This is a genomic window from Mesorhizobium sp. M2A.F.Ca.ET.042.01.1.1 (genome assembly GCF_003997405.1).
Taxonomy (GTDB): domain Bacteria; phylum Pseudomonadota; class Alphaproteobacteria; order Rhizobiales; family Rhizobiaceae; genus Mesorhizobium.
Genome location: NZ_RZRX01000484.1, coordinates 1 through 2,243, shown reverse-complemented (window position 1 = coordinate 2,243; position 2,243 = coordinate 1). Strand labels below are relative to the sequence as shown.

Annotated in this window: 2 protein-coding genes and 1 pseudogene; 1 reads left to right on the top strand and 2 read right to left on the bottom strand. The window is 65.8% G+C overall.

Going from position 1 to position 2,243, the window contains the following annotated elements:
• Positions 1-377 (bottom strand): annotated as a pseudogene (locus EOA23_RS34010) (cell wall hydrolase); the annotation flags it as partial.
• A gap of 174 nt (positions 378-551) precedes the next feature.
• Entirely contained in the window at positions 552-1,826 is a 1,275-nt protein-coding gene (locus tag EOA23_RS34005; protein ID WP_127307256.1) for an MFS transporter, read from the bottom strand.
• A 114-nt stretch (positions 1,827-1,940) separates the two neighbouring features.
• On the opposite strand from EOA23_RS34005, the gene EOA23_RS34000 reads away from it, so the two are divergent.
• Positions 1,941-2,243 (top strand): LysR family transcriptional regulator (locus tag EOA23_RS34000; protein ID WP_127307255.1); only part of this gene is annotated, 303 nt, incomplete at its 3' end.

Sequence of the window (2,243 nt, the reverse complement as noted above, 5' to 3'; positions counted from 1 at the left end):
CAGAGGCGGCCCTTCTTGTCGGCGCGCACGACACGATCTTCATCAGGCGTGGCGCCCGCGGCGTTGCCCTTGCCACGGAAGGCGACCGTGCCTACGCCCGGCAGATTGACGCCGGAGCCGGAGATCGAGCCGGTGGCGGTGGAATCGATGAACGGCATTTCTGCGGCATGCACCGAGCCGGCGGCGGATTTCTCGATATAGGCGTTCCAGCGGGCGCTGGGCGACTCCAGGCCGGTGATCAGGCTGGTCATATCTTGATAGGCGACGACCGACGGAAAGCCGATCCACATGCCGAGCCCGAGCACCAAAGGAGAAAGGAAGGAACGTCTTTTCGCAACGGCGGCGGCGGCAAGCCGCATGGAAACGCGTCGATGCACGGAACTCTCCAGAACGCTACTGACCCCGGAGAGCCAAAATGAAGCATTAACCTTGATGCGGGGTTAACGTCATCGATCATGTTCTTTTCATGTTTGAAGAAAGCCGGCTTGCCGTTTCCACAGCAAGCCGGCGAAGAATCGGGCCTGGATTGGTATGAATCAGCTTCGGGCTACTCAGGCGGGGCGCAGGAAAATCGGGAAGGCGAGCGCCGCGCAGATCGCGGCCGCGAGCCACACACCCGGCCACGCGAAGACCACGAGCAGCCACGGAATGGCGATCGGCACCAGGCAGAAGCCGACGAACACAAAGCTGTTGGCGAGGCTGAGCGCGGTGCCGACATGGCCGGCGCCGGCAAGCGTGGCAAGCTCGGTATAGGCGACGCCGTGCCAGGCGGAGACGAATATGCCGGCAACGACGACCATCAGCGGAAGCAGCGGCAACAGCAGTGGTGCTCCGGCCGAGCCCATCACCAGCAGCCACAACGACAGGAAGGCAAATGCGCTCAATGCGCTGCAGACTTTCAGGAAGGGACGGCGGTTGCCGTGACGGTCGGTGAAGCGGCCGCTCCAGACACGCATCACCATGGCGCCGGTCTGCACGGCGGCGAGGGTTGGGCTGGTCACCCACGTGCCCATGCCGGCGAAGTCGTGCAGGAAGACCGAGGCGAAGGTCAGCACCGCGACCTGCGGGAAGCAGAGCAGGCCGATGGCGGTCGAGATGCGCCACACTTCGATGTTGCGCAAGGGCGCCGGGCCGGTTGTCGCCGCGGCGGCGTGGCTGCCGCCTTCCACCGGCGGCTCGTGCAGCCAGCGCCAGGCAAAATAGGCCGAGACGGCGGAGACGGCCGCAAGCAAGCCGAAGACCGCGGCAAAGCCCGGAGCCAGCGCCAGCGACGGCAGGACAAGCGCGCCAAGCCCGCCGCCGAGCGGCACCGCCGTCTGCCTGATGCTCATGGCGAAGCCGCGCTCGCCCTCGCCGAACCAGCCCATGATGGCGCGGCCGCTGGAGCCGTTGACGCTGCCGCCGAGCAGGCCGGCGACGAGCAGGCTCGCCGACAGAAGCGTGACGCCTGGAACAGCCATTTTCGTCGGCACGACGAGCAGCGCCATGATGAGAAGCCATGCGGCCGTCGCACCGAGCCCGGTCAGGAGCACGCGGCGGTCGCCCCAGCGGTCGGTGAGCACGCCCCAGGGCAGTTCGCTCAGCGCCACGCCGAGGCCGAGAAACCCAAGCGCGAGGCCGAGCGAGGCATTGTCGAGGTGGTAGCCCTGGCGCATCGCCACCGCAGTCGCCGGAATACCGGAGAAGGTGGCGGAGAAGCCGGCATTGGCCGCAACGCCGGTGCCGAGCACCTTCCAGCGATGGTTGGGACCGAAGGCGCGGCGCGCGGAGGTGACGGCGGCTGCATCAGGCTGTTGGCAGTCGCTGCGTGTGACGATGGCGGACATGATCCATTCCCGTGACGGCCGGCTGGCGGCTTGACGGACCGGATGTAGCGCCATAGGTACATCCATAAAATCAGGAAGTTTTTGATCAATAATCCTGAAAATCAGGACAATCTCATGCGCCGTGTCACGTTCGACCTTGACGTCCTTAGAACCTTCGTCACCGGCATGGAGCTGGGCAGTTTCGCCAAGGCGGCCGAACGGTTGGGACGCTCGACGTCCGCGGTCAGCGCCCAATTGAAGAAGCTCGAAGAGCAGGCGGATACGCCGATCTTCCGAAAGGCGGGGCGCGGCCTGGCGCTGACGGAAGCCGGCGAAACCATGCTTGGCTATGCGCGGCGGCTGATCGAGCTCAATGACGAGGCGGCTGCCGCCATTCGTGACGTCGAGCTGGAAGGCTGGGTGCGGCTCGGCCTGCAG

Coding starts and splice junctions, on each gene's coding strand:
- EOA23_RS34005 (WP_127307256.1), bottom strand. CDS start 1,826: ATGTCCGCCATCGTCACACGCAGCGACTGCCAACAGCCTGATGCAGCC.